Source organism: Paenibacillus sp. MDV22-iso6, from assembly GCF_058408365.1.
This window is the reverse complement of sequence record NZ_JBZVDZ010000006.1, coordinates 95,862-119,865: the sequence shown is the minus strand read 5'-3', so window position 1 is coordinate 119,865 and position 24,004 is coordinate 95,862. Positions and strand designations below refer to the sequence as shown.

Below are 24,004 nucleotides of genomic sequence, written 5' to 3'. Positions count from 1 at the left end.
GGTAAACCCACCTTATTTTCAGTTTATACAACGTACATCGCCATAGGACTCTACCACTTCACCATCGATAACGATCCCGCCACCATCTTTGCAAGCATAGATTGTTGTAGAGTTGTCTCGCGCGTAATCTCTTAATGAATCCAAAGCTTCTTCCGTTCCATCCCAGTGCGGTGAAAATTCAAAATCAACGAGCGCCAGAGCCTGCTTGTCCATTAATCCAACATGGTTCTCGTCTGCATCTTTACCATATCCGGCCATTTCAATCGTTGGTGTAGTTAGAATACTACCCGCGCTAACGCCAATCAGAATGCCACCTTTAAGCACATAGGAACGCAACAATCCCATTGCATTTCTCTTCTGCAATAAACTTAGAAAATAAAATGTATTCCCTCCAGATAAATGAATCGCGTCGGTTTCAAAAATCGTATTGAATCTGTTTTCCTCATATTCTAGGTCTAGATCATAATAATCAATTGATTTGATTCCCAGTTGATTATAGTAACGTCTCGTATGCTCGAAATAGTTCCGTCCCGGGTCGGAACACGAAGGCACATAACCGATGGAAGGCTGGTCAGAGTTGAACAAACTCAATATCCTCTGATTTAGTTCGTGGTTAGATTCGAAATATAAGTCACTTAACAAAACCAGCTTGGTCATTTGAATTTCTCCCTTTCTTAATCTCCAGATTACTTAATACATCTGTCCATTAATATATCTTCTATGACTTGAAGATGCATCTTGAGCCCACAATTCCAACTCGATTCTACTAACCAAAAATTGATCTTGAACCTTGATGAAAGGAAACATTTTTCCTTCAAAGAAACCGGATGCCGAGAAACTTCCTTGTTCGGCCTTAATAATGTCCATCACCTGTTCTTTAGTCATACTCAGATACTCCGCCGTTTCTTGGATCGTCATTAATGTTTTATTATTGTTCGGCACAGTCTGCTCCACTGCCTGAGTCGATTCACTAGCTCTCCCCTGATTGGATAGCAGCAGGCAACCAACTATGAACGATATTCCCAGAATAACACTGGCTAGTAAAATGGAGATCGGAACGGATTTCATGGAATCCCTACCTTCTATTTTTGTATTACAGATCTCTGATCGTGTAATGACCCGCTTCGCCTAGAAAGTCACTTCGGGTTAACCCCTGCTCTCCAAGAAATGCTCTATAACTTGTTATCGTACCATCATGTGAAATGATAAAAGTACTCCCGCCCTGCTTTCTGCACCATTGAATTAGCTGTCCAGCATAAACCTCAAATTGATGTTCTTCCGTTCGATTAATCCCATCCAACCAGCAGTCAAGTTCAAAATCAAGAATTCGCAACCCTGTATACTGAGCATTTAATTCGTCTTTCGAATAGATTTGATCACAGCGCAGAACAGAGAACTCCGGATTTTGAGGGAACATTCTCGGGCCAACGAGTGGACAGACCGTCAGTTTAGCTCTTGATGTTAAGAGGGATGCCGTTTCTATTGTTCGTTTCGTAGGACTCACCAACACTATGTCTTCTGGTAAGATTTTTATCTGATTTCGTAATTCAGTGGCCTGCCTCTTTCCTTGTTCAGTAAGTCCCGGATGCAACTGGTTTAGCTGATGAGGATAATGAAGCAAATGTTCAGCGTGACCATGACGAATAAATGAGAGATCCATAAGCTCCTCCTATTTCGTTGCCTCAAGAAATAACATAAAAATAAACCTCCGTTATGTATTGTATTACCGCACAAAGAAATCTCGTACTTGTACTTTAGTATCTCAAAGTGAAATTCTCAAAATCTTCTCCAGTTCCTCCTGGCAAGCAGCGCGGTTATATTCCGAATTGTCCAGCCAGTGTTTGTCCATCTTCAGTAACTGATAAATTTCGGTCTCCAACTCTTTTCTTGCCTGAAGAACCTTCACCGTGCCTTCAACACCATGATATCCTTTCGCGAGTCCCCATCCTTGATTTGTGTAGTATTGTATGAATCCTTCTGACCATTCCTTGGGTCTTTCCTGGATTGCCTTGTCAAAGGTATGTGCAAGATCCTGCTGATGTACATAAATTAATAGCGGATTTAATAGTTGAACGATGCGCTCCAATTCCAAAACATATTGCACGTTTTCTTCTCTGGATTGATTGTATTTCACCATACCTATGGTCAGTGGATTTTGAATGAAACAACATTCGAATATGGTGATGGAATCATCATCCGCACTTATCACGCTTTCGGTAAAACTCCGCCATTTTTCGGTGATCAGCTTCACATTTTGTTCAAAAGGTAGTTCGTAAATATCTTTGCTAAATATCTCCTGCACCACATGATCGGGGAAATCCACTCCGAATTCCTCTTTCATTTTGCGATAAGGAATCAGAAAACCCTCTTGATAGGCTGTTGCTCTGCTCTCCAATATATGTTTACACGTCTCCTGAGCATCCACCAAAGATCTGAACTCTTCCGCAGAATAAAAGGCCACACCATCATAATCAGCAGGGTGATCCAGATTCCCTTCCTGGATGAGTTGCACCTTTTTGCCATGCTCAGTCAGAATCTCGGAAACCATCTTGGCAATCGTCGACTTTCCTGAACCCGGTAATCCCTCAATAAGTATCAATTGTTTTGTCATGATTTCATCACCCTTAACTTCTTTTCATTCAGTCGTTGTTAATCGATGTCTGCAAAGATCCACTTCGCAGCATCGCCATCCGCTTTCTTTTTCCTAAACACCATGCTAGAGCTGGCCTCCTCCTCGTTCTCTCTTAATTCAGTAACCATCACAAGTGCTTCATAAAGCTTCTTTTGCTCTCGAATGTTGATATCACTCATAGAGATGATCTTGCGAACTTTAAAACCTGAAAATCCTGAGACTGGCATGCCCGAGACTGGCGATTGTGGATCAAAAAGGCTCATATAGCCCTTCTCATCCTCTTCCCACATATAACGCATGCGATCGTTCATCAGTTTGACGATTTCCAGTTCATCACCTGTGTACTTTGTTTCATCAAGGTAAATAGGAGGGATGCCTTTGTCTTTTTTGGGTGCTTCTGCTTCATCGTCCTTCTGCTCGATTGCTTCATCAGTAACGCTTTCCGTCACAGGAATCGTTGGTTTCTGTACAGCTTCATGGGTTGTTTTATCCTGACAGGCGATTAAGAACAGAAATAATAACGACAACACAGTTAACTTTTTCATATCCAAGCCTCCAACATATGCACAACTTCGCCAAGATCTTTGCACTCATAATCCGGTGTAATCTGTTGCGGTTTGAGTTTTCCTTTTCGATTCAACCAGATAGCCTTAATTCCCGCATTTTGCGCTCCTTGTACATCACTGACGAGAGAATCCCCTATATGGATCACCTCATCTCGCTGCAAACCATACCTGTTGATCGCTTCATCAAACATCTCTGACCTTGGTTTATAAGAACGAACATCCTCACTGGTAATCACTCCGGCCACTTCAATGTTATGTGCCTTCATTGCAGCTTTCACGTCATCAGTATCGATATTGGACAGGATATATACCGGAACTTCAAGAGAATGAAGGAAGGGAATTGAATCAGCAAATATGCCAGGGTTACGCCAATGTGCCAACTGTTCCTGATTAAGCGACTCAGCTTGTAGATCCGATTTGAAATGGAGAAGCGTTTCTGCCAGAGATTGCACATTCAGCATTCTTTGCGTGGTAAACTGGCTGCCGTGGCTTGCATAAAACAATGTTGAAAAAGCCTTCCACCAGTAAGCACCGATCTCATCCGTTGTACATGCCACCTGCGCTGTCGCTTGAACTTGTTTATAAATCACAGGAAGAATGTCATCATCTTCATGAACAACTGTCCCATAGAAATCAAGGAAAATGGCTTTCATTCTATTCCTCCCACTGGAATAATCTCAATTCCCAAAAAACTTCCTATGTATGTTAAATTTTCTCTGTAGGTACATCATAACCCATAATGTGGAATTTGCGAATGAACCAAATAACGTAATCCGCCCCCTCCTTACGAATTCTGCTCAACACAAAAACCACGCTGCTCTGCATGCTTGCACCATACAAAAGCGTGGTATATCGATAAATTCTTTACAACTTCCAACATCATAGAACTTAAACCAACTATCTTTCAAAGAACATGTTCATTACACCAATGGCTTTAATGTTGATCTCATTACCCTCAGCATCCATAAAAGTCTCATTATACGTAGTAAAGATTCCCACATGCTGTATATGTCCGCTTCTGAAATTAAGACTTCTTTCCTGGCCATTCGTGATCTGTGTATACGTCGTTTCATTGATGTCGTAGGAGACATGTATACCATGCTCGCTTTCCAGCCATTTATAGAAATCTGTTCTGGATGGATTGGTAATAATCATAATGACAACTAAAACGACAAGACTCATAACTAGTATTTTACGGATCAAGTTCGGTTCATAACCAAATCTATTCTTCATCTTTTTCATTCCGTATCTTTGTTATCATTTCAAGCTTTTTAGCCAATACCCATCCACTTAATCCATATGATGATGTAATGACAAAGTACAGATATTCCCCCTCGAGCAACTTGGTTTCCAGTTCTTCATCAGTTTCATACATGATAGGCCAGCCCTGACCTTTCCCTTTCTCCAACAAATCGCGATTGTAACTAATAAAATAATCCAAACCAACGTCGTCAATATCGAAGATAATGCTGCCTTGCAACGGAGTATCAAATGAATGTGCCAATACATCCGAGAAAAGGATATCCGTATCACCATGCAATTCAGGATGATGCGAACGTGTACGCATCCTAATCTTCTCATTCTCCAAATCGACTTCGTAACTTAATATGATGTTATCATGCACACTTGCCATTTTATGACCCCTTTCAAAGTTCCATTTTAACTCATTGGTTGCTCTGCTTATAATCTGTTAAGCAACTGCCCATCAAACCATACATCCTCATAATCTTCTGCAATCACAAACCGCCATCCCGGCGCAAGTCCGAGGTACTTCTTAATTTTTGGGTCCCAGTCATCGATGTGTGTTACATGTAAAGGTACAAAAAAATCATCTGTATCCGAGTATTTTTCTGCCCAAATATACCAACCGGTTGTATCTCCCTCGGGCTGAATACGCATTCCGTGGATCGGTTCCAACTTCTCTTTGACGTTCCAGGCGATTCCAATCTTATGGTGCAGTTCGCTGGTTACATAGTCTGCGCTATATTTCTGGCACATCTGAATCTGTTCCTGGATGGAAGCAGCATTTGTCATCATTGATCATCTCATTTCTCACATGTTGTATATGACTAAGGTAGTTCATAATATTTTTTATAGGTAGAGACCCACTCCTCTTTGGAAAAATCAACAAAATCATATGGCTCACACTGTCTAAGATAATTCAACTGCTCTCCCGCTGAGTCCTCGAGATTCTGCTCCAGATCAGCCCAGTGTCCTCTACATTTCCTATGCAGAATAATAATACATAAGGTTTTGAGATACTCATGATCCACTGCTTCTTGATTCTCAATCTCTTGCTGCAACAACTCTCTGATTTGCTCCCTATGTCTGGTATCTGGATCTAAACCGTACAACTCCAAGATCTCTTCTTCGTTCATTTTAGTACCCCTTGCCTACTTCAGAATATTGTTTAATTCTTCCGCTTTTTTCCTGCTATCCATTCTAGCATAGAAATAGAATTGAATTGTGTGAAGTACTTGTTATGTTAGAAGAATTTCGAATTAACACAGACTAGTTTCGCCTTCAAAATCACGAAAAAAAGAACTACTCTATGAAGAGTAGTTCTTCTATTGACCTATCCCCACACCTGCTGCTAAAGATCAAATCATCGATCCGTTATCAGCCATGTCTTTGCCTCTTCAGGATCAGCATAAAATGATGCAGATTGCCCCATCCCCAGGCTCTTCAATCTTCTTTTCAGTTTCCAACGATCCATCCCTGATAGTCCTACAAATGAGAGCTTATCCACATGATCTTTGAGATTATTTATGTTGCAGATTAACTGATCCAAGACTTCTTTGGTAATCTTCGTCTCATACATATCCACCCAAACCTTGAGCTTTTTATTGATCCCTAAGATGAAAGCCTCTTCTTGTCTCATCACATCGAAAAGCTTATCTTGGTCCTTATGCTTGCTGCCATATTTCAGACAATGGATTTCTCCACCTTTATAATAATAAGGAAAAATATATCCACCTGGAGATTTCATGAAATGATCACTCCTTATATTTTGAGATTACTTTAGGCGTTGATCTCCGTAATTTCCAGATACATCTCCTGATTTTGCCGAATTATTTCATTCATGTGTAAAATAGCTTCCTGAGCAGCGGCTCGATATTTAGCGTATAGTTCTTCCGTTCTTTGCAGCAGGATTGGGTCTTTCTCCAAATCCGCAGGCAGGACCTCACGCCACGTATCTCCAACTTTATTTTTATCTGTAATCAAACGCTCGATGTCATCCAGCAGAGTTACCATTTCATTTTGGTTAAAATAGCGCATCCCATTCTTAATTCCATTCCAGCTCTTCATGTCAATAATGTTATACGCCGAAAACCAATAAAACTCTGCCAAGCTCTTCGTATGGTTATGATAGGAATAGAACAAAAATATCGCTTGTTGTCCTTCATGTAATCGCCGATATACCTCTACTTTTGCTGCAACATCTTTACCCCGAACGGAGATCAACATCGGTTGGACGCACAGCCAGCTAAGCTGCTCAGAGCCTAAATCTTCTGGTTTGACATTAACTTTCAATAACATGCTCCTCTCTACTTGCGATAATTGTACATTCGAACTTCACTAGTCATTTGTTAAGGATTCTTTGGTGTTTCTACTGCCGGATCACTCTCTCCACCCATTCTACGTCTGGACGTTTCTTTCCTGCCTGTCGCTGGAACATGGTTAGACACTTTAGCCAATCCGAATTTGGGCATATTCGCATAGATGGTCTCATATGAACCGGATTGAGCTTTGTACGTTTCATGATAAATCCCCACGCTTCCATCCGCTCCAATGGATTGGTTAAATCGTTTCCAAGCCTCCAAGTGTAGGCCACCGCGTGCGTATTTCTCCAATTCATCATAAGATCTCCAATATTGCAGCAGAGTCACTCCACGCCAGCTCATAAAAAATTCCGTCCCCAGAAACCCGGTATCTGGGTTCATGTACAGTTCTTTAATCATCGGGCCCATGGATTTAAAAACAGGCAACCACTTATGTATGGCCCACAAGCGATTAACTCTCATTCCAATAATAAAAACAACAAACTCTCCTTCGATCTCAGCCGAATATCTTCCCTTGTGTATGTTCGCCACATTAGTCCTCCTTTTTATCAAATATGCCGTCTTATTTGCCGTAATTCATGCCCTAAACCATTCTATATTGCAAAATTAGTTGAAGACCATTGATGCCCATTTTCCGCTCGCCCATATCCAGAAAACCTGCTTTTAGATACAGCTTTTGTGCTGCAATATTCCCCTCATTCACAGCTAAAATAATTTCATCGACTTTCGGATCAAACTGCTTAACCAGTTTAGGCAGTTCCCTCATGGCAGTGAGTGCATACCCGTTCCCCTGATGTTCTAACGTAATGGATAACGCACGTACCAGTATCGTACGGGAAGTATCTCGTTCCTCTACGTATTCAGAATTTTTATGTAATATGAAGAAACCAACTGGAGTCTCATCATTTAAAATCACTACCGGATATTTGTTCGGATTTTGGAATGCCTCCTCCATCACTTCCGCAGGCATTGCAGTAAACTGAACCTGTTCATCACTTAACGAAAAATTAGCCAACTCTTGATTGTACTTCTCATTATATGGGGCGAGGCTAATCCGTTTTTCCATTTAGAATACCTCCCACTTTCCTTATTAAGGTCTTTAGTGAATCAGATGGTATAACCATGCCCATCATCAAGCTTCTTTCTTTGCCATTAACACCCTTATGATACTTGTTGCGTTGACGAATTTCATCCGATTATTTTTCTGGTGGCAGTCCCATCCTTGTTCTAATGCATGTTGGATGAGATTAGATATCAGCTTGGGTTCATAGACAAATATATCCCACGTATCTTCCCAAGGGACAACAAACTCCACGAATGTAGATTTATACGTATTCGAAAATATACGAATTATAATGTCTTGTGCTTGCTCGTCTACAACGTACAGGAACAAAATATCTTTTATCACCATTTTACGGATTTGTTTCTTGTATACCTTCATAAATATCACTCCTTGCTCTAGCAATGCAGCATAAATCTTCAAACACCTCCCACTTTGCAAACAATTGTCTAAGTCTCTGGGCCGTTGTTTGTATAAACTCTTCTATAGCTTCCATAGATATAATGTTCAACTCACCTGAGGGCTCATTTTCAAGGTTTTTTAAAAAGTCTACTTTTTCTTTTCTATACTGATACACCTCTTGCTCCAGCAATCCACCCAAATCAAAAGCTTTACCTGCTTCCAGCTTATTCAATAGATCATGGCCATCAGACCCTTTTTCTCAAAATCATAAATTCCAGCTTCGTAACATCCTCCGTATAAATACTTCTTCCATCAGGGTGTTCTTCATATGCAGGATAAATCTCGAAAGTCCATACCCGATCCGTATATACATGAGCAATGTAGCCGCACAAATATTGCATGAACTTAGGACCACTCTGCGCACGTTTCTTGTTGGAATGGAAAAATGCCCTGAGCTCTTCGTCTGTTGCGAAACGTCCTGCCTCTGGCATAAGATGAGTTTTTGCCTTTTCGGCTCTTTCATTCGTTCTCACATGAATGGAGTCAGGTGCAAGACTGCCCACTATAAATTCAGGGGTTGGATCAGATAATAATTCCGATGCGATTGCAAAATGAGCCATGGGCCAAGGCATAATAATGCTCCTATCTCTATTAAAATAGCGATTTATATTTACTCTTGAAATATATTGTCCTATTTCCTCTGCAGATCTTCTTTATATCCTCTAGGGCTTAACGCAGAATTGTGAGTTCCCCTTGCATCAAATCTACCAATACAGGCTTCTGTACCTTATTGATTGTGGAAATATCAATTTCATCTAGACTTTTAAAAACAAGCTCTAGCGATTCATTCTGTTCATCTTTAAATAAAAGGGTTGTTTGATCATCATCAAGTTTCCCACCCAACTCCGCGGTGACGTTGAACAGGAACATTACAAATACAACCTCGTTGCCATCCGGATATGTATATTTCATTTTCTCACCTGTGTAGATGGATGCCAGTTCATATGAACTCACGTCAAGACCCGTTTCTTCTTTTACTTCTCTAATCATAGTTTCTTCAATACTCTCACCGGGCTCCATACCACCACCAGGTAATCCCCAATCGCCATAATCTGATCGTTTTTGCAGCAGTATTCTACCCATATGATCACGAATAATAGCTCCGCCCGTAACCACAATGCGGCTTGTCATTAATCTGCTCCTCTCTAATGGCTGGCTTCCCCTTTTAGTCAGCAGCTATGTTCCATAAGAAAATTTCACTTTAAAAGATCAAATACCAAAATGCAAAATGCATTTCTCATTTAGCTCTGCATCTTTTGTCATATTGGCAAGCTTGTTTAATTCGTTTATTAATTCAACTCTGTTATATATGAGTTTCTCATAATAGCCCCTCTGTTCATTTCCATCAAAACAATAATCCCCTGTAAGCTTAATCTGATCAGGAGCAAGGTTGAATACATCAATCCATGCTCGAATTAGTTGATGAAACTTCAACAAAGCATCTTTTTCTTCAATAACCGTTATTCCATAGTTGTTCAGTCCACTACATCTTTTACAGGTAGATGGGTTCCATGTATTCAACCAGTTAAGAGAATCCTGAATGTATGAAATGAACTCATCTTCCAAGTAAGCATGTTCCTCTGCCGTTAGTCCACTTTTATGTATAACTCCATGAGCATCCCATGAGTAGGAGGTGTAGATAGATTCATTGATTTGCGACTTATTTTCAATAACAAAATTATGAATAGGCATGCTATCCGAACCCCCGTTTTCTCTCGTGGTCCCCTTTTCATTCATCATAACCCATGTATTGGTAAATTCGAAACTAAAAGATCCTTTTTTTGACCAGAATCTCAGTTCCTTCTTCTTTGTACTTCGCAATAAATTCATTGGTCACATGATCATGATGAAGTATGCCCATATAGTCTGTGCCCGGCTTCTTCGGTCTGTAATCGGAATCAACTGTATAGATATTGAAGTGCACCTCATCTTCGTCTTCTGACACGTCCGTATGATTGAAAAGTACAATCACTTCATCTTTATTTAGAAACTGAAAATCCCCTTGTCTCTCCATAATATAAAAAGGATATTTCATGTCCTCTATCTGAATTAAATTTTGGTATTCTTTCAACTCTTCGGGGATTTGTTCCATGTAATGTATCGCTACCTCTTCTGCTTGAAATATTCCTGATATCCACTTGAACCTGCTTTTTGAAGCTACTATAACAAACAAATTAATCATCCTTCCTAGCTAAAATCACATAAATCTAGTTCGTTCTTGCACGTACAAAGGTTTGAGACAGAATCCGATGGCTGCCAGCGATGTTTTCAATTTCAATGCTATACTCAGACTCTACATATTCAATGTGATGTTGTTCATAGTATTTTTTCCAGAATGAAACAGCTGATTGGTTAATGGCCAGTTGCTCCACTTTGAATCTACCCTGAAATTGTGCAAACACCAGATCAACCGCTTGAGCTGCCAATCCTTGTCCACGATACTTTTTGACCAGAAATAGCTCTTGAACTGTATAGTCGACATCATCATCTACATATGGAGGAGAGCAAACCAGCACAAATCCGATTACCTTTCCTTCATCTAGAATAAAAAACGGATGTAATTCCGCCCGTTCCAGATAGAGATAGGTATTCGTTGGATCGAATTTACCCTCTTTTAGCAAATCCTCACCCGAGAATTCAGAAAGATCATACAGATAAAGGTTGTACAAGTTTAAAAATAATTCTTTCTGACTTTTATCGATTCTGGTGATCTGTACATTCATGTCATTACACCTCACTTTATTAATAAACCACAATTCCCCATCTTTAGTTGCATATCACGCCCCTGCTTACCACTTAAATGTATCGCTTCAACTCCAGTAAATATAGGTAAAGTTTAATTTAAACGATAAAGAATCCTTTCCATCATAAAAGGTTATGTGTAACCAAAAACGGACACGACATCGTCGCGTCCATGAGTAATCTCACTTATTTGATTAGATAATTAACTACAGGATAAGAAATCACGTTCCGGTCTCTATAGGTTGAGATCACTGCTTCGGAATGCGTACTTAGAATCCCATTTTGCAACATGACAGGTCTAAATCCTCGCTCCATCGCGCCATTATAAGTAAATAGAACACATTCCTCGGCGGCAAATCCCGATATGATCAACAGCTCAACACCGTTACTCTTCAGAATCTGCTCTAAGTCTGTCTGCCAGAATGCATTGGAGCTCTCCTTCGTAACCTTAAGATCCTTGTCATTCACATCAACCTCAGAAATAATACGATACGCCTCAGAATTTGAATCCTCCATCCCTTCCACGTCTTGTACATGAACTACCACATGGCCGCTCGAACGAAGCACGTCTGCAACATGATTGATATATTCACAAGCGCGGTCTATTGCTTTTTGATCTAACTTATCTCGTACAATACTCTCTTGCATATCCACGATCATAAAAGCTATTTTCATATCATTTCTCCTCTTACTTTCTTTCTCAGCATCATGATCTGCCCAATATGATACGCATTATGAATACACAGATTGGATATGACATTCCACCATGGGGCATTGAAGTACGATGGAATGGTCATCCCTAATTTTGCATCATCAATTTCCTCTACAGCCTGTATCCAGCGACTAAATGTTGCACCAATCTGTGCAATGCTTTTCTGCCAATCTTTTTCACTTACATGTGATGGGTTAACAATGAATGTCTCATCATTATTTATGCTATTGTCCGAACCCACATCACCCTTGATAAACCGCTCCAACCAAGTTTCATTCCAGAAAGTCAGATGATTCACCAACCTCCAGATCGATTGTCCCTCATCATTCAGCCATAAGGCCTGCGCAGCGGTTAGATCATGTAACATCTCATCCAGCGGCATAAACCAGCTCTTGTCATGATGACAGGCAGCGAGTTGGTCCAACAGCACCAATTTGATACTCATGTTCGGCTCCTGTCTCCTTTAAAAATAAAAACTATTAGTCCTTGAACAACTCATTCAGCATCCGGTCGCGATTTTCCAGGAAACTGCGGGTGATCTGATAATGTTCTGTATCCTCATATTCCACTTCCTGAATCCCATCGTCGAAGCTCAGAATGCATGCTCCCGGATATCCCAGTAGAATCGGCGAATGCGTCGCGATAATAAATTGGGAAGTGCCTGATAGATCATGCAGAATGCGCAACAAGGAGAGTTGACGGGCTGGCGATAAGGCGGCTTCGGGCTCATCGAGCAGATAAATGCCTTTGGAATTGAATCGGTTCACGAACAGATTGAGAAAAGACTCCCCGTGGGATTGTTCATGCAACGAACGCCCACCATAATACTTGAGCGACTCCGGCCCCAATTCATCTACATGCGATGCAAATTGATAAAAGGACTCCGAGCGCATGAAGAAACCATTCGTGATTTTGGGCAACCAGGATAGACGCAAATAGTCACCCAATGATGATTCAGCAGCATCAATCTCAAATGCATTATTTTTCCCGCCCCCTGCTGTGTTAAATCCACATTGATGAGCGATACCTTCGAGCAGTGTGGACTTGCCCGATCCATTTTCGCCAACAAAGAAAGTAATGTTATTTTTGAATTCCAAACGCTCCAATGACTGTATGGATGGTATATGAAACGGATATTGATCCGGATTTTCGACTTTAGCAGACAGTAACTCCACACTTCGAAGATACATAGACACACTCCTATTTTTATAACGTTGGACTCCTGTTGGTTTCAGTCCTGTTTATTGATCCACGGATGGATGATTTCTTTGCGGGTGATGATCTCAATGGTCCTGATAAAAAACCAGGTGAACCCGGCATAAAAACCGATATGCGGATATCGGAATGCCGCCGGTTTGTTGCCTTCGAAATAGAAGTGCCCAATCCAGGAAAGGGCGTAATGGATAAGTGCCAGAACCAGCATGACTTTAAAATTAATAAACAAGAAAATCCAAGCCACAAACGCCGATAAAAATGCGAAATAATGCAAGATGAGGTTGTTCCGATCCTGATGTTCCTGAAGATAATAACGCAAATCTTTGCGAACACGATTCAACATCCGGTCACACTCATTTCACCCTAAAATGTGATCATGGCTCCTTTTTCATCAAATACGGCAGTTGGATTCCAAGTGACTTCCCAGCAGTTATTCTCCGGGTCCAGAAAATAGGCGATTCTTCCGTCCCAGGCACGTCGTAGGGCTCTTTGATTACATTACCTCCGGCTGCGCGAATTTTAGCAATGGTATCATCAACATCTTCCGCTTTATCCACATTGATTGCCAGCGACGTTCCCTTCAACCCGTCAGATGCACTGAATGTCATACCTGTATCTTTCTCAAGCTCCTGAATGGGATATAACGATAACAATACACCAGTCGTTTCAAAGACACTGTACTGATCTGAACTGATTGCTGTCTCACTCCAGCCAAGCTTCTTACACATTCCCTATATTAAACGACGAACAGACGGATGACAAAATTATGGTTGACGGCGGCAGATCAGCTTCTATATTATGTAGGAAGAACGTTCTGCATAAAAACATAAAATGAATTGGCGTGTTACCACCCCAGAGGGCATGAGCCAAGAAGCGAACATGAGACTATACTCGCTTCTTGGCTCTTTTTGCGTTCCGGAGACCTGGAAGCGTTAACTTTAGAAACGAGGAGGCGGTGAACCGTGAGTAAAGGAATGATGCTGCAGGTGGAGCGGGTCGTCGGCAGCAATATTGTTCTGGCCCGGTCGCACCAGAATACCAAGGAGTACGTACTGATCGGCAAAGGGTTGGGATTTGCGTTCAAGGTGGAAAGCACCATTCAGTCCGATGATCCGCGGATTGAGAAAAGGTTCCGGCTGGAGGACCGGGAGGAGTGGGGGCAGGCGCAGGAGTTGATGAAGGACTTGGACCCCAATGTCATCGACATCTCTGATCAGATTATCCATCTCATCGCTGATCAGTTTCCTGGCAAGCTGAATGACAAGATCTACCTTGCTCTTCCAAGTCATATTCAGTTCACCTTATATCGTATCCGCAACGGGATGGAGATTCTGAATCCTTTCCTCACGGAGACAAAGCTCAGTTTTCCGAAAGAATTTGAAATCGCCTCGGAAGCGGCGGCCATGATCGGAGAGGCATTTGGCGTAGAGGTACCGGAGGATGAGGCCGGGTTCCTGACATACCATGTGTACTCCTCCGTGAATCACGTCCCTGTCGGACAGTTGGTTAAGGTATCCAATGTGATCAGCAAGCTTCAGTCCATTATTGAAGAGCAGGGTGGCATTCGCTTTGAGCAAGGCAGCCTTAGCCAGGCAAGACTCCTGATACACCTGCGCTTCTCCATGGAACGCCTGTATCAGCAGCCGATGACGGCCCCCACCTTCGCACAATATGTGAAAAATGAATATCCGTCCGAATACCAGCTGGCCAGAAAGCTAAGTGCTGTAATGGCCGAGGATTTGGGTACAGAGGTACCCGAGGAAGAAACGGCTTTTCTCGCCATGCATTTATACCGGCTTTTTCAAACCCAAGCCAAAACCAACAACAGAGAGGATAACACACAATGATCTGGAAATGGAAAAACAATAAATCTGCCAAAACATCTGAGACAATATCCGTCGTCTCCCCACTCACCGGAACCTGCGTCAGTTTGGAAGAAGTGCCTGACGAAGCGTTCGCGCAAGGACTAATGGGTCCAGGAGTTGCAGTGATTCCCCAGGAGGGCAGGCTGGTCGCACCTATCGACGGCACTGTGGTGCACCTGATTAAATCGCACCATGCCGTAATGATTGAGCATGCTTCTGGGCTACAGCTGCTGCTGCATATCGGTATGAATACTGTCAGTCTGAAAGGACAGGGCTTCACACCCCAAGTGCAGACCGGGGATCAGGTCGCTGTCGGTCAGACCCTGATCGAATTTGACCTGAATGCTATCGTTTCGGCTGGTTATCCGGTCATCACCCCTGTCATCGTTGCGAATGCGGCAGAACAGCCGTGGGAGTCACACCCGACGTATGGCAACGTAGAAGCGGGCTTGGGAACTATCATGAAAGTCAGCTTGCCCAAATAACATAAATCTAAAAAAAGAAAGGAAGAACAATATGCTGAAAGCACTGCAAAAGCTGGGAAGATCCCTGATGCTTCCTGTGGCAACCCTGCCTGCAGCAGGTATTCTTCAAGGCTTGGGTCTTCTTAATTATGAAAAGGACATTCCGCTCGGACCCGTGATAGGGGGATTTCTCAATCAGTATGTAGTTCCATTCATGAATGAGGGAGCGGGGGCGATCTTCGGCAACCTTGCGCTCATCTTCGCCATCGGGGTGGCAATCGGACTTGCGGGGGATGCGGTCGCCGCTCTTTCCGCCCTGATCGCTTATATGGTGCTGATACGGATTCTGGGAGCCGTTCCAGGTGTATTCGGTTATATTCCTGACGATGTCAAGCTGGATACGGGCGTTTTGGGCGGGATATTTGCCGGACTGCTTGCAGCCTATATGTATAATAAATACCACAATATCAAGCTTCCTGACTGGCTCGGCTTCTTCTCCGGCAAACGCTTTGTGCCGATGGTCACCGCCGGCTCCATGCTGGTGTTGGCCATCCTGATCGGCATGATCTGGAGCCCGATTCAGGATGCCATCGGCGCTTTCGGCGCCTGGATTGTAGGCTTTGGCGGCTTTGGCTCCATGGTGTTCATGATCGCCAACCGCCTGCTCATCCCGCTCGGTCTGCATCATGTCCTCAACTCCATCGCCTGGTTCCAGATCGGGGATTATACCAATGCAGCCGGGGAAGTCGTGCACGGGGACCTGACCCGCTTCTTCAACGGAGACCCTACGGCAGGCATGTTCATGTCTGGCTTCTTCCCGATTATGATGTTCGCTCTTCCGGCGGCGGCGCTTGCCTTGATTCATACAGCCCGGCCTGAAAAGCGGAAAATGGTCGCTTCGATCTTTATCGGCGCAGCGGTGGCTTCGTTCTTAACGGGTATTACCGAGCCGCTCGAGTTCTCCTTCATGTTCGCGGCGCCTCTGCTGTATGTGGTGCACGCTATTCTTACCGGTGTAGCGGCCCTGATCATGTACTTGCTGGATGTTAAGCTGGGCTTCGCCTTCTCGGCAGGTCTGATTGATTACCTCGTGAACATGAAGCTATCGACCAATCCGCTGCTCATGATTCCAGTCGGACTCGCATTTGCGGTCGTCTATTATTTCCTGTTCCGGTTCATGATTCTCAAGTTCAACCTAAAAACGCCGGGGCGCGAGGATGACGCTTATGATGCCGATGGCCCCACTGATGCTTCCGCCGTGGCAGCGGCGTCTGGCGACACCAAGGCTGGCAAAGTGCTCGCCGAGATCGGTGGAACAGATAATATCGAGAGCATCGATGCCTGCATCACTCGCCTCCGTCTTGTTGTTAAAGACGACAAAGCCATCAACGACCAGGCGCTCAAACAGCTTGGCGCTTCCGGCATCATGAGGCTTGGTGGCGGAGCTGTGCAGGTCATCTTCGGCACCCAGTCCGAAATTCTGAAGGATGAGATTAAGAAACTGATGTAACGCTCGTCCTCCTTTGAGTTTAAAAGGTCGAGAACAGGGGTATGCTTTACCCTGTTCTCGACCTTTTTTATTACCAAGAAGCGCATGATATTCTTTTGAGTGGCCGTGTCTTCTTTTGGTCTATGAGTTTTAATATACAAAGTTAATATACAAATCTGCGCTGCGCCCAATAGCTGAACACAAAGATCGATACCTCTGTTAACAGCTTGGCTGCAATCAGCGGGATAATCAATTTTTCATTGTAGAAGTACAACAATCCGTAATTTAATAACAGCACCAGAATGACCAATGAGAAGTATTTCGGTAAAGACTGACGGACTCTGGACGTTTTCCCAGCTGAAAATACATATTTCCGATTGATCGTATAGTTGAAGATGGAGCTGCACAGTCTCGCTGCAACGACCGATAGGAACAGATTATGCGTGAAGTACTGGATCACGAACAGTAAGCCAAAATCGATCAAGGCCGATAACACCGAAGACGTACTGAACATCAGAATCGGCATATAAATGCGGAATGAATCTACCAATGGGCGAAAATGAGAAGATTTGTTATGATCCAGATAGACCGTATCAATAAACTCCTCTGTAATCTCATACCCTTCTTTATGTGCTGTTAGCAGCATGTTCATTTCATATTCAAATCTTTCCCCCGGTATCTGGCACAGCCAGTCCAGCATCGAGTACGAAAAACCTCGCAGGCCTGTCTGTGTATCGTATACTTTCGTACCTGTCGTGAGAGAAAAGACACCTCGTGTGACCGTGTTGCCAAAACGACTACGCGCTGGAATGGTTCCACTGAACCGACGGCTACCCAGTACAATCCCCGGATTCGTTTGCTCCAATAGTACATCAAAGATGCGTTTGATATCATGCGGCAGATGTTGGCCGTCACTGTCTGCGCACACAATACCGCCCTGTGGGCCATGTTCCTTAATATATTGAAATCCTGTCTTGAGTGCACGTCCCTTGCCCAGATTAACCGTATGTGTCAAGACAGTACACCCATAGGCTTCTGCCGTCTCGAAAATCCCCCTGTAACCTGGTCCGCTACCATCATCTACAATGACAATGGGTCCTAACTGAAACGTCTGCAACTGCAGCACGAGATTCAATAAACGAACATCCGGTTCGTATGATGGAATTAATATGGTCATGATCATTGTCCCTCTTTCAGATAAAGGATGTCACTTACGCCGCGTTCCTGGTTTCTCCCCAGCGGATTATTAACAACCCGACCCATGAAATACATTGTGGATGAACCGCCGCCGTCCAGATTGTAGGCTTCCGTTGCTCCAAGACCTTTCATGACATCGGCAAGCTCTGCCAGCGTCATGCCACGGCTGTCATCCTGCCGTCCGTCAACCACAACAAATACATAATGATTCGGGGCGATCATGCCGATTGCAGTTCTCGGATTGGCATCCTGGATCGACCGGTTGCCAAAGTTGTTATCGATTTTCACACTGCTGAAGTCACTTACAATCTCACCGTCCTGAATCAGAATCGGTCCAAAAGATAGCGTATTGGTCGCACCTTCCGCCAGCAATTCCGATGAGGATTCTTCTGTCTCGTTATATGTCTTCATCGTGCCATCACTGAACAATGCCATCGCATCACGCACCGGATCATCCCGATATACCGTACCATTGCGGATAATTACGCCATCATCACGGAAGCCGTAATAGTCACCATTGATGGCAAAGATGGCATTGTTGGCCAATGCTATCTCTGAGGTGTTTTCGGTAATATTCGTGCCAAAGCTGTTATCTGCCAGAGCCGAGCGCAGGCTGCTCGCATCTGTCAGCTGTACATCTGCGACGTAATACGTGATCTGATCTGAGCCGGACCCCGTCTGCACCTTGTCGATTTTGACCTGCATATCATTGCTGGAATAGTTCCAGTCATCTGACGTTGCATTCACTTCAGTCGCCGGGGTTGAAGTATCGCTGGAGGTGCTGGTTGCTGATGTATTGTCATCCGCTACAACAACCTGTACATGCCGGATTAAGTAGCGATCTGCCAGGCTGTATATCACGGTACCAAGGCCTAGAACAATAACAAGGGTGATCATCAGCCATTTGCGCCTTGGTTTTGCATTTTTATATGGGTCGTTCTCGTTGGTTTTTGGATAGATCTTCATCATGTGAAGTTCACCTCTTCATCTAAGTTCTTAAGGCTCATCATAGGCGGGCTAGCTTAAATGAATCTGAAACAGGCTGAACGCAAAAAAAGAAGGTCATCCTTTCCCCCGAGAGGAAATCAGACAACCTTCCATATAAGTGATAATGATGGATCTCAATCTATATATGTACCCCAAATAGGGACAAGTACGATGCTAAACAACTTTCTATAAACGGGACTGTTCACCAGCAAAAAGAGCATCGTATGCAGGGCAGGGCTGCTTTTCTAGATAATCCATTAACGCTTGTGGTTGCTTGGTATAAATATCCTTCAAAGACGTACCCTCGTAGATATTGCCGATCACGACTGGGTGGCATAACTCACAGATGAGAATATCCCCATTACCGTGTAAATGCAGCTGCTTCGTCCCATCCACACAATTGGAGAAATACACACCCGGTTGTTCTCGTAACCCCAATTGCTCCGCGAAACGATCCATACAGGTAAAATATAATGTCGTATCTTCTTTCTTGTGCTTGATCAGATCATTTACGGACTGGATGAGGGACTCCTTGGAGGCAATCTTGCTCCATTTACTGTGTGGCATCACGATGCTGTTCTGAATCTCATGGATGCGCACACCCAGTTCATAGACTTTATCGCTAATAGCTTGCATATTCGCTTGGGTTCCTTCGAATAACAGCGTTTCAAGCACAGTTTCCAGCCCCGCTTCAGTACAAAGACGTATGTTATGCTCCAATCGCTCATACATGCGCGGATGTACACGATAATATGCTGCATATGCATCCCGATCTGTATAGTTAAAAGATATATGAATATTGGACAAGCCTGCATCCCGCAAAGCATGAATTCGTTCTTCCGTTAGCAGGCTGGCATTGGTATTTAATTGCGTGTCGATGCCATGTTCCCCACAATACGTCACAATCTCCAGGCAATCCTGATATTTCAGAGTCACCTCTCCCCCGGACAAACGCACCCGCTTGAGCCGCGGAAGCTCACGGATGATTCGGATAACCTCCTGACCGCTGATGCATTGCCCATCGTCCCGATTGTAGGCGCAGCAATAGTCGCATTTGTAATTGCAATTGGAGGTCACGCCGACCTCCAGTCCTTCCAGTTCATATACGCCGGGTGTTTCAAGCTCAAGTGATTTATATCTTTTTTTCGTTGTCAATTCAATGTACCTCCCGATTCCTTATCCATGTTTTTTCAACTTGGAGATTATAGCGGATCTCGGTCGATGCCCGATATGACATTATGTACGTTGGAAATCATTCATCATTTGAAATCATAATCGGATCGAATAATCGCATACATTTTCAAATCCTGCATTTCGTTTTTAATTTTCATATAACTCCGTAAAAGCCCTTCGAATTTCATGCCTGTCTTTTCCATGACCTTTGCGGAACCGATGTTACCCACCAGACATTTAGCCTGAATTCGTTCCAACCCGATGTCTTCAAATCCAAATTGAATGATTCGGCTAACCGCTTCCGTCATAATTCCTCGATCCCAGTACTCATTGGATAACACATAACCTAATTCCACCCTCATACTGTTGCTGTCGCACCCCAGATAATTGCAGCTGCCAATCAACTTTTTCTTTTTTTTATACTCAATCCCCCATGGCCCCAGCTTATCCACCTCATATCGACTCATGACAAAATCAATAAAGGCTTTGGTATCCTCCTTGCTCTGATGTGCGTCCCAAGTTGTGTATTCCGATACAGCAGGAACCGCGCAATAACGGTACATCTCATCCAGATCAGCATAGGTAATGGGCCTAAGGAGCAATCGTTCTGTTTCCAATACCGGAAATGGGTCAAAATAACTTTCAATGAACTTCATATGTATGCCTCCCCAGCTTATACAAATTAATTTAGCAACTGTTGCTGATAAGAACTCACACTATCCAGTTAATCTGTTTTGTTCTGGCTTCCCGCTTCTTGATCTACAGATTCATAACTCACAAAACGCTTGAGACTTTCTTTGGTTTTGGAGCTGGTTGCTTCATATTCCGCCCATACTAAATAGAACAAACCCAGGATTAAAGCAGCTATACTCCAACTTTGCGGAGCGGTTCCCACATAATTCAGCATCTCCTGAAACAATTCCGAATTCCACGAAGCCACACCAGAACCAAAAATGGCAGCACTCAAATATCGAACACTGTACAGAAATGCCGCTATGACCAGCAGCAGTGTCCCTGTAGTTCTACGACTCACACAATTCCCCCCTTTATAAAATCACGGCCATAACCTCTGGTGCTTCCATTGCCCATGTTGCAGAACATATTGGATTCGCACATGCTTTCGCTCCGGGTCTCCCTGCCAGAACTCAACTTCCTTTGCGTTCACGGCGTACAGTCTCCAATTCGGTGTAATGACATCAGGATCCCGGCTGATCCGCTCTTTCTGAGCGGCAATGGCGCGTTCCAATTCTTCCTCACTCTCCAGCTCCTGACTCTGTCGTCCTGTCATCGCAACTGCGCGCGCACCTGCCGATCTTTTCCGAAAATCCGCTGCACCTGCTTCCTCGCCCATATCCACGGCTTCTCCTCTTATGCGGATCTGTCTGCCCAATGTAGGCCAGTAAAAGGTCAGTGCCACATGCGGATTGTTCTCCAGCTGCTGTCCTTTTCGACTCTCCGAGCCAGATGCAAAATAAAAAGCTTCGTCAACTACGTCTTTCATTATCAATACTCGTGCATCAGGAAAACCATTCGAATCCACTGTCGAAATCGTCATCGCATGAGGTTCTTTCACCCCGTAATCTATAGCCAGTCTCAGCCATTCCAGAAAAAGATCCCCTGGTCGATCCGGTAACTGTTCGGTGTCCCAAGTCGGAAAAGGTCCAGACAAGGACTTCAACCCACGCAACAAATCACTTGGTTTATTAATCATATCTGCAACCTCCTTATACTTCCATTTCATTCCATTGTAGCGTAGTAGGCCATTTTCTCAACTATTTGTTTTGAAATGATTGATATGTTCTAATGAAAATTGGTATGAATGTACCCAGCTTAAAGTTAAGCCAGAACAGCTTAATATCTTTCCTGCACCTGTCGTTTATTGGATTGCTGAATCTAAATATGTTGATGATTTTGAATTACGTGCTATTTACTCGGAAGAGGTTTTAGTCGGTTTTCTCGTATTCTGTGCGAACCCAGACAAGGATGATAACTACTGGATTCCTGCCATAATGATTGACGAGAAGCATCAAGGAAAAGGTTATGGCAAGGCAGCAATGAAAACTTTGATTCAGCTTATGCGTATTTCAAATTGCACAAGAATCATGATTGGACACCGACCAGACAATCTAATTGCAGGAAAGTTGTATGAATCTTTAGGGTTTATAAAAACTAGTGAAGAAGTAATAGATGGTGAAATAGTACGTCTGCTTCAGACTCTAACCTAGATGACTCATCATATTCATGCTGCTAAACTCCCAACCATTCACTCCTTTTTCAAGCGTATGAACACTGGTATTCCCAATAGAATGAAACACCGATGTATTGGTCCAATTTTGGTTTCCTAAGAGATAATAAAGGATGTTGATTACTCCGCCGTGCGTGACCAGTAGAACATTCGATTTGATCTGTTGCTCCTCTATACTTCGGCATAAATCCCGAAAGGATGTACATATTCTGTTATAAAAATTTCGAGGACTCTCTCCTCCTGGAAACGGGGTATCCATGCCAAGAGTGTTAAAATAAACTCCTGCATATTTCAATTCTGCTTCCTGATTTGGCATTCCAGCCAAATCTCCGTTGTTCATTTCTCTCCAGTCTTTCAGATAAAGCCCCTTTATGTACAGTCTTTTTTCAAGCTCTTTGGCAGTCTGTACTGCGCGCGGAAGATCACTGCTAATCACTGTGTTTATCTTATATTGCTCTGAATGATGGTACAGGTAATCTCCGAGCCTCGCCGATTGAGTAACACCTTCTTCAATGAGCCCTCGCTGACTCCAACCACCTCTGTAGCCCTCCTCATCCATCCCATGCCTTACCAAGAAAATCTTCAAGATATCTCCTCCTCTATTTGAATCCTCTTATAACAAACCCCGGCCTTAGATCTTCCATCTTAGGTCGGGGCTTATGTTTTTATCTGACAAACGTATTGTGAACTCGAACTGATTTGATAAAATAAGGAATCCATATGGCACAGGTGAGTACCGACCTGCCTATCCCTTTTAACGAACTTCCATCCTCAAGTTCTACCGCCATAGGAATCTGAAGTAATAATAGATAATCAATAATGCCCACGGCTAGACTGACACTGTAAAACATAATCATAAGACGAGGGAATATCGATTTCTTTCTATAAAACGTAATCAGCGTATATACGCTAAATATTAAAAATAGCACATTATATACCGTTTCAAAAATGAGAACCGGGCCCCACCATGCGTGATAATAGTCAGATTGTTTGGAAGTTAAGAGCTCCCAAGTCTCTCTCGTCATTGAAGGTACAAGGTATTGAAATAATTGCACAACAAGCATAATGATGGTGAGATAAAGTCCAATATGGACGAGAATCAACCATCCCCCAAGTCCTGATATACCCAAAGGTCTATAATCAACCTTCTTTTCTTCAATTTGTGGTTCCACTAAATAATACCTCCTATTCTGTTTTGTTATTCTGAGATGACTCCTCTTTCTCGTGTAAACTTTTACACAACTGTATTATTATACAATGCGAGGAAGAGATACGATACCAATTTCTCCAATTAAAGCCATTGACCAACAAAAGAGGGTTACACTTTAAAAGATAATCCCTCTTCTTCAAGTGCTTGTCGAAGTTTTGGCATTGCAGAAGGCCCGATCCCGTGCAGCTTCAAAATCTCTTTTTCGGTGTATTGCGAGAGTATCTGCAATGTCGTAATCCCCTGATTCTCCAGCGCACGTCTGGCGGGTGCAGACAACAAGGAAAGAAATCCCTCTTTCGGTTTCCGTTCCTTCTCACAGACAGGACAGGTCGGACAATCGCTACTTTTGTAATAGGAATGCCCTTGTTCGCATGTTCTTAGTGTTCCTTTTGCGTTTACCATGCAGTTCACACCTTTCCGTT

General features: G+C 43.3%; 39 protein-coding genes. 4 read left to right on the top strand and 35 right to left on the bottom strand.

Annotation, left to right across the window (positions count from 1 at the left end):
- Window positions 1-18: 18 nt before the first annotated feature.
- The 26 genes from AC4PM4_RS17875 to AC4PM4_RS17750 all read right to left on the bottom strand — a co-directional run bounded on the left by AC4PM4_RS17875 (window position 19) and on the right by AC4PM4_RS17750 (window position 13,680).
- On the bottom strand, window positions 19-657 hold the full coding sequence (locus AC4PM4_RS17875) for a Type 1 glutamine amidotransferase-like domain-containing protein (protein WP_090808486.1): 639 nt from the start codon (window positions 655-657) through the stop codon (window positions 19-21).
- A gap of 33 nt (window positions 658-690) precedes the next feature.
- Window positions 691-1,068 carry a MerR family transcriptional regulator gene (locus AC4PM4_RS17870; protein ID WP_491614191.1) on the bottom strand — a complete coding sequence of 126 codons (378 nt, stop codon included), beginning with the start codon at window positions 1,066-1,068 and terminating at the stop codon, window positions 691-693.
- A gap of 25 nt (window positions 1,069-1,093) precedes the next feature.
- Entirely contained in the window at window positions 1,094-1,660 is a 567-nt protein-coding gene (locus tag AC4PM4_RS17865; RefSeq protein ID WP_491614190.1) for a histidine phosphatase family protein, read from the bottom strand.
- A gap of 102 nt (window positions 1,661-1,762) precedes the next feature.
- Window positions 1,763-2,611, bottom strand: a complete 849-nt coding sequence (locus tag AC4PM4_RS17860) for an adenylyl-sulfate kinase (RefSeq protein ID WP_491614189.1) — start codon at window positions 2,609-2,611, stop codon at window positions 1,763-1,765.
- 38 nt (window positions 2,612-2,649) lie between these two features.
- The gene (locus AC4PM4_RS17855; protein WP_465115791.1) at window positions 2,650-3,177 is read right to left on the bottom strand and encodes a hypothetical protein; all 528 of its coding nucleotides are present in this window, start codon (window positions 3,175-3,177) and stop codon (window positions 2,650-2,652) included.
- The gene (locus AC4PM4_RS17850) at window positions 3,174-3,851 is read right to left on the bottom strand and encodes an HAD family hydrolase (protein ID WP_491614188.1); all 678 of its coding nucleotides are present in this window, start codon (window positions 3,849-3,851) and stop codon (window positions 3,174-3,176) included. The genes AC4PM4_RS17855 and AC4PM4_RS17850 overlap by 4 nt, the downstream gene beginning before the upstream one ends.
- 244 nt (window positions 3,852-4,095) lie before the next feature.
- The gene (locus tag AC4PM4_RS17845; protein ID WP_491614187.1) at window positions 4,096-4,431 is read right to left on the bottom strand and encodes a hypothetical protein; all 336 of its coding nucleotides are present in this window, start codon (window positions 4,429-4,431) and stop codon (window positions 4,096-4,098) included.
- The gene (locus AC4PM4_RS17840; RefSeq protein ID WP_090808474.1) at window positions 4,421-4,831 is read right to left on the bottom strand and encodes a hypothetical protein; all 411 of its coding nucleotides are present in this window, start codon (window positions 4,829-4,831) and stop codon (window positions 4,421-4,423) included. Before AC4PM4_RS17840 ends, AC4PM4_RS17845 begins: the two co-directional genes overlap by 11 nt.
- 47 nt (window positions 4,832-4,878) lie before the next feature.
- A complete protein-coding gene (locus AC4PM4_RS17835; RefSeq protein WP_400346711.1) occupies window positions 4,879-5,235 on the bottom strand; it encodes an immunity protein Imm33 domain-containing protein in 357 nt (118 codons plus the stop codon).
- A gap of 32 nt (window positions 5,236-5,267) precedes the next feature.
- Entirely contained in the window at window positions 5,268-5,576 is a 309-nt protein-coding gene (locus AC4PM4_RS17830; protein WP_491614186.1) for a hypothetical protein, read from the bottom strand.
- Between the two features lie 227 nt (window positions 5,577-5,803).
- Entirely contained in the window at window positions 5,804-6,187 is a 384-nt protein-coding gene (locus AC4PM4_RS17825) for a hypothetical protein (protein WP_491614185.1), read from the bottom strand.
- Between the two features lie 32 nt (window positions 6,188-6,219).
- Window positions 6,220-6,732: a hypothetical protein gene (locus AC4PM4_RS17820; RefSeq protein ID WP_072734143.1), complete on the bottom strand. Its 513-nt coding sequence runs from the start codon at window positions 6,730-6,732 to the stop codon at window positions 6,220-6,222.
- A 56-nt stretch (window positions 6,733-6,788) separates the two neighbouring features.
- Entirely contained in the window at window positions 6,789-7,292 is a 504-nt protein-coding gene (locus AC4PM4_RS17815) for a DUF4188 domain-containing protein (protein ID WP_099855036.1), read from the bottom strand.
- 52 nt (window positions 7,293-7,344) lie between these two features.
- Complete coding sequence (locus tag AC4PM4_RS17810) at window positions 7,345-7,827, bottom strand: GNAT family N-acetyltransferase (protein WP_491614184.1); 483 nt, start codon at window positions 7,825-7,827, stop codon at window positions 7,345-7,347.
- Between the two features lie 66 nt (window positions 7,828-7,893).
- Window positions 7,894-8,202 carry a hypothetical protein gene (locus AC4PM4_RS17805; RefSeq protein ID WP_076290042.1) on the bottom strand — a complete coding sequence of 103 codons (309 nt, stop codon included), beginning with the start codon at window positions 8,200-8,202 and terminating at the stop codon, window positions 7,894-7,896.
- On the bottom strand, window positions 8,174-8,455 hold the full coding sequence (locus AC4PM4_RS17800) for a hypothetical protein (protein WP_491614183.1): 282 nt from the start codon (window positions 8,453-8,455) through the stop codon (window positions 8,174-8,176). The genes AC4PM4_RS17805 and AC4PM4_RS17800 overlap by 29 nt, the downstream gene beginning before the upstream one ends.
- A 13-nt stretch (window positions 8,456-8,468) precedes the next feature.
- Window positions 8,469-8,843 carry a hypothetical protein gene (locus AC4PM4_RS17795; RefSeq protein ID WP_491614182.1) on the bottom strand — a complete coding sequence of 125 codons (375 nt, stop codon included), beginning with the start codon at window positions 8,841-8,843 and terminating at the stop codon, window positions 8,469-8,471.
- A 109-nt stretch (window positions 8,844-8,952) separates the two neighbouring features.
- The gene (locus AC4PM4_RS17790) at window positions 8,953-9,414 is read right to left on the bottom strand and encodes an NUDIX domain-containing protein (protein ID WP_310852373.1); all 462 of its coding nucleotides are present in this window, start codon (window positions 9,412-9,414) and stop codon (window positions 8,953-8,955) included.
- A 78-nt stretch (window positions 9,415-9,492) separates the two neighbouring features.
- The gene (locus AC4PM4_RS17785; RefSeq protein WP_491614181.1) at window positions 9,493-9,975 is read right to left on the bottom strand and encodes a hypothetical protein; all 483 of its coding nucleotides are present in this window, start codon (window positions 9,973-9,975) and stop codon (window positions 9,493-9,495) included.
- A gap of 73 nt (window positions 9,976-10,048) precedes the next feature.
- Window positions 10,049-10,318, bottom strand: a complete 270-nt coding sequence (locus AC4PM4_RS17780) for a hypothetical protein (RefSeq protein WP_491614180.1) — start codon at window positions 10,316-10,318, stop codon at window positions 10,049-10,051.
- Between the two features lie 172 nt (window positions 10,319-10,490).
- Window positions 10,491-11,006: a GNAT family N-acetyltransferase gene (locus tag AC4PM4_RS17775; protein ID WP_269055370.1), complete on the bottom strand. Its 516-nt coding sequence runs from the start codon at window positions 11,004-11,006 to the stop codon at window positions 10,491-10,493.
- A gap of 205 nt (window positions 11,007-11,211) precedes the next feature.
- Window positions 11,212-11,700 (bottom strand): cysteine hydrolase family protein, encoded by a 489-nt coding sequence (locus AC4PM4_RS17770; protein WP_491614179.1) that lies wholly within the window; start codon window positions 11,698-11,700, stop codon window positions 11,212-11,214.
- Complete coding sequence (locus AC4PM4_RS17765) at window positions 11,697-12,182, bottom strand: DinB family protein (RefSeq protein WP_269055369.1); 486 nt, start codon at window positions 12,180-12,182, stop codon at window positions 11,697-11,699. Before AC4PM4_RS17765 ends, AC4PM4_RS17770 begins: the two co-directional genes overlap by 4 nt.
- 34 nt (window positions 12,183-12,216) lie before the next feature.
- On the bottom strand, window positions 12,217-12,927 hold the full coding sequence (locus AC4PM4_RS17760) for an AAA family ATPase (RefSeq protein WP_090954279.1): 711 nt from the start codon (window positions 12,925-12,927) through the stop codon (window positions 12,217-12,219).
- A gap of 41 nt (window positions 12,928-12,968) precedes the next feature.
- Entirely contained in the window at window positions 12,969-13,295 is a 327-nt protein-coding gene (locus AC4PM4_RS17755; protein WP_090954277.1) for a DUF962 domain-containing protein, read from the bottom strand.
- A gap of 31 nt (window positions 13,296-13,326) precedes the next feature.
- The gene (locus tag AC4PM4_RS17750) at window positions 13,327-13,680 is read right to left on the bottom strand and encodes a VOC family protein (RefSeq protein WP_491614176.1); all 354 of its coding nucleotides are present in this window, start codon (window positions 13,678-13,680) and stop codon (window positions 13,327-13,329) included.
- A gap of 234 nt (window positions 13,681-13,914) precedes the next feature.
- Between AC4PM4_RS17750 and AC4PM4_RS17745 the strand changes: the two genes are divergently transcribed.
- The 3 genes from AC4PM4_RS17745 to AC4PM4_RS17735 are packed head-to-tail and all read left to right on the top strand — an operon-like array spanning window position 13,915 to window position 16,791.
- Complete coding sequence (locus AC4PM4_RS17745; RefSeq protein ID WP_491614175.1) at window positions 13,915-14,799, top strand: PRD domain-containing protein; 885 nt, start codon at window positions 13,915-13,917, stop codon at window positions 14,797-14,799.
- Window positions 14,796-15,302 (top strand): PTS sugar transporter subunit IIA, encoded by a 507-nt coding sequence (locus AC4PM4_RS17740; RefSeq protein ID WP_063564075.1) that lies wholly within the window; start codon window positions 14,796-14,798, stop codon window positions 15,300-15,302. The genes AC4PM4_RS17745 and AC4PM4_RS17740 overlap by 4 nt, the downstream gene beginning before the upstream one ends.
- A 31-nt stretch (window positions 15,303-15,333) precedes the next feature.
- On the top strand, window positions 15,334-16,791 hold the full coding sequence (locus tag AC4PM4_RS17735; protein WP_491614174.1) for a PTS transporter subunit EIIC: 1,458 nt from the start codon (window positions 15,334-15,336) through the stop codon (window positions 16,789-16,791).
- A 142-nt stretch (window positions 16,792-16,933) separates the two neighbouring features.
- Here the strand turns inward: AC4PM4_RS17735 and AC4PM4_RS17730 are convergent, their stop codons facing one another.
- The 6 genes from AC4PM4_RS17730 to AC4PM4_RS17705 form a co-directional block, all read right to left on the bottom strand.
- A complete protein-coding gene (locus AC4PM4_RS17730; protein WP_488731323.1) occupies window positions 16,934-17,947 on the bottom strand; it encodes a GtrA family protein in 1,014 nt (337 codons plus the stop codon).
- A gap of 2 nt (window positions 17,948-17,949) precedes the next feature.
- Entirely contained in the window at window positions 17,950-18,936 is a 987-nt protein-coding gene (locus AC4PM4_RS17725) for a phosphodiester glycosidase family protein (protein WP_090954271.1), read from the bottom strand.
- A 204-nt stretch (window positions 18,937-19,140) separates the two neighbouring features.
- Window positions 19,141-20,109 carry a radical SAM protein gene (locus AC4PM4_RS17720; RefSeq protein WP_491614173.1) on the bottom strand — a complete coding sequence of 323 codons (969 nt, stop codon included), beginning with the start codon at window positions 20,107-20,109 and terminating at the stop codon, window positions 19,141-19,143.
- A gap of 104 nt (window positions 20,110-20,213) precedes the next feature.
- Complete coding sequence (locus tag AC4PM4_RS17715; protein ID WP_491614172.1) at window positions 20,214-20,783, bottom strand: GNAT family N-acetyltransferase; 570 nt, start codon at window positions 20,781-20,783, stop codon at window positions 20,214-20,216.
- A 68-nt stretch (window positions 20,784-20,851) separates the two neighbouring features.
- Window positions 20,852-21,160, bottom strand: a complete 309-nt coding sequence (locus AC4PM4_RS17710) for a hypothetical protein (RefSeq protein ID WP_274570168.1) — start codon at window positions 21,158-21,160, stop codon at window positions 20,852-20,854.
- Between the two features lie 21 nt (window positions 21,161-21,181).
- On the bottom strand, window positions 21,182-21,838 hold the full coding sequence (locus AC4PM4_RS17705) for a pyridoxine/pyridoxamine 5'-phosphate oxidase (protein ID WP_269054859.1): 657 nt from the start codon (window positions 21,836-21,838) through the stop codon (window positions 21,182-21,184).
- Between the two features lie 79 nt (window positions 21,839-21,917).
- On the opposite strand from AC4PM4_RS17705, the gene AC4PM4_RS17700 reads away from it, so the two are divergent.
- Entirely contained in the window at window positions 21,918-22,352 is a 435-nt protein-coding gene (locus tag AC4PM4_RS17700) for a GNAT family N-acetyltransferase (protein ID WP_491614171.1), read from the top strand.
- Here the strand turns inward: AC4PM4_RS17700 and AC4PM4_RS17695 are convergent.
- The 3 genes from AC4PM4_RS17695 to AC4PM4_RS17685 all read right to left on the bottom strand — a co-directional run bounded on the left by AC4PM4_RS17695 (window position 22,344) and on the right by AC4PM4_RS17685 (window position 23,984).
- Complete coding sequence (locus tag AC4PM4_RS17695; RefSeq protein WP_063564067.1) at window positions 22,344-22,958, bottom strand: histidine phosphatase family protein; 615 nt, start codon at window positions 22,956-22,958, stop codon at window positions 22,344-22,346. The genes AC4PM4_RS17700 and AC4PM4_RS17695 overlap by 9 nt on opposite strands.
- A gap of 79 nt (window positions 22,959-23,037) precedes the next feature.
- On the bottom strand, window positions 23,038-23,544 hold the full coding sequence (locus AC4PM4_RS17690) for a DUF2569 domain-containing protein (protein ID WP_269054862.1): 507 nt from the start codon (window positions 23,542-23,544) through the stop codon (window positions 23,038-23,040).
- Between the two features lie 146 nt (window positions 23,545-23,690).
- Window positions 23,691-23,984, bottom strand: a complete 294-nt coding sequence (locus AC4PM4_RS17685) for an RNA polymerase alpha subunit C-terminal domain-containing protein (RefSeq protein WP_376032349.1) — start codon at window positions 23,982-23,984, stop codon at window positions 23,691-23,693.
- Window positions 23,985-24,004: the final 20 nt, after the last annotated feature.